1 protein-coding gene is annotated in these 1680 nt (G+C 68.4%); it reads right to left on the minus strand.

Annotated elements, in window-relative coordinates:
* Positions 1-864: hypothetical protein (locus ENSA5_RS25565; protein ID WP_146156108.1), on the minus strand; the 864-nt coding region annotated here is incomplete at its 3' end.
* Positions 865-1680 lie beyond the last annotated feature (816 nt).

A 1680-nucleotide genomic window follows, 5' to 3' on the forward strand; every position in this document is an offset into this window, starting at 1 on the left:
GACGAGCCCGGCGGGGACGTCGAGCTCGTTGGGGACCTCGAGCTCGCCGAGCTCGTCGTCGGGGGTGTCGAGCTCGTCGAGCATCTCCTCCGTGCTCCGGTCACTCGACACCCGGTTGCGCGCGCGGACCGAGATGACCGCGCGCAACGCTTGCTCGACGACCTTCTCGGTCTCGGGCTGATCGCGTCGCAGCAGGGTGCAGATCGCGTTGTTGTATTGCACGATGCACCAGCGCAGCTCGTGGCGCAGCTCTCGAAGGTCCCCGACCAGGTTCTGCTCGCGGCCGAGGCGGTTGCTGACCATGGTCTCGTAGTGCTGCTGACAGGCCTCGAGCAGGGTGGGGAGCTGGGGCCCGACGACGGCGACGAGCTCGTCGCGGAGCCCCTCGTCGCTGATCAGGCGGTGAATCGCGGCCATCGACTCGACCTGCTCGACGTAGGAGTACTGGGTGAACGCCCCGCCCAAGCTCCCAAACAGGCGCTGACGCAGCCGTCGGGCCTTGGCCGCGATCGCGCGCGCGGCCGCGAGGTCGGCCGTGACCGCGAGCTCCTCGGGCAGCGCGTCGAGGCCCGGGTGGGCGTAGGCCTCGGCGCTCTCGAGCACGCGGATCAAGTACAGCCACAGCCCGTCCGTGGCGCGATCGAAGTTGCCCTCGGACTTGAGCAGCTCGGTGTTGCTTGCCTGGAGGCGAGAGGTCAAGGCGGCGTCGACGGTCTTGATGTGGCTCTCGAGGTCCGCGGCGGCCATGTCGATCGCATCGTTTGTTTGGTCGGGCCTGTCGCGGATCAGGGTCTTGGCGAGTCGCTGCATTCGAAGCAGCGAGAGGTTGGGGATTCGTATGTACTGAAGAACGTGGATGTTCACGGATTTGAAGCTATGCGGTGTCGCTCAATTCGCCAGCGATGATCGACGATAATATTCATTGATGTATGACGATTGAGGGCAGATCGGTGCGAAGTGCAACTCGACAGGTGGTTGTCTCAGGGATCAATGGATTTTTTCGTGGATGAAGCTCACATCTATTGCGGGGAGCTCGGGCCGCGCTCGGGCCGCGGTCGCTCGCGCGAGGTGGTGGGGCGCTGGCGCGACTTGGCTCGGATCCATGGGTGGGATCGCGCGGGCCGGGAGGGGGGGAGCGGTATTCGCAGCTTGTCGTGGGTCGCAGGTCGGAGCTTTGCACCTACATCGTGACCGGCCAGCGAGCCTGTTTCGCGCAGGGTGCGCGCACCCTGAGTCGGGTCGGGACCGACTCGAGAGCGGCGGAGCTGCGCTCGAGGTGGCCTCGACCCGATCCGGACATCGATGCGCAGCGCTCCAACTCGGGGCCGGGGCGAGCGCGAGATCGGTGCGAGTTGCTCGTGAACGCATCCGGGCCGCCGCGAGGCGTGCTCGAGAGCGCCAAGAGGGGTCTGGGGCCGGCGCGAGGGTGCTTGCGCGGGTCGCCAGAAGGGGTCCGGACCGGAGCGAGGTGCGGCGGCGGCGTGACGAGGGCGGTCCTGGGGTCGCGCCGAGATCGATGCGGAGCGCTTCGCGGAGGGTCTGGGCTGGGGGGCGCACCCACGCGTCCGCGGCCGAGGTGGCTCGGGGCCTCTGTCGACGCGGCGCAGGCGCGGCCGAGCTGGGGGCACGGTGGGCTTGGGTGCGGGCGAGCGGCGGGGGAGCCGGAGTCAGGGTCGATTG

It is taken from the genome of Enhygromyxa salina (genome assembly GCF_002994615.1).
GTDB lineage: Bacteria > Myxococcota_A > Polyangia > Nannocystales > Nannocystaceae > Plesiocystis > Plesiocystis salina_A.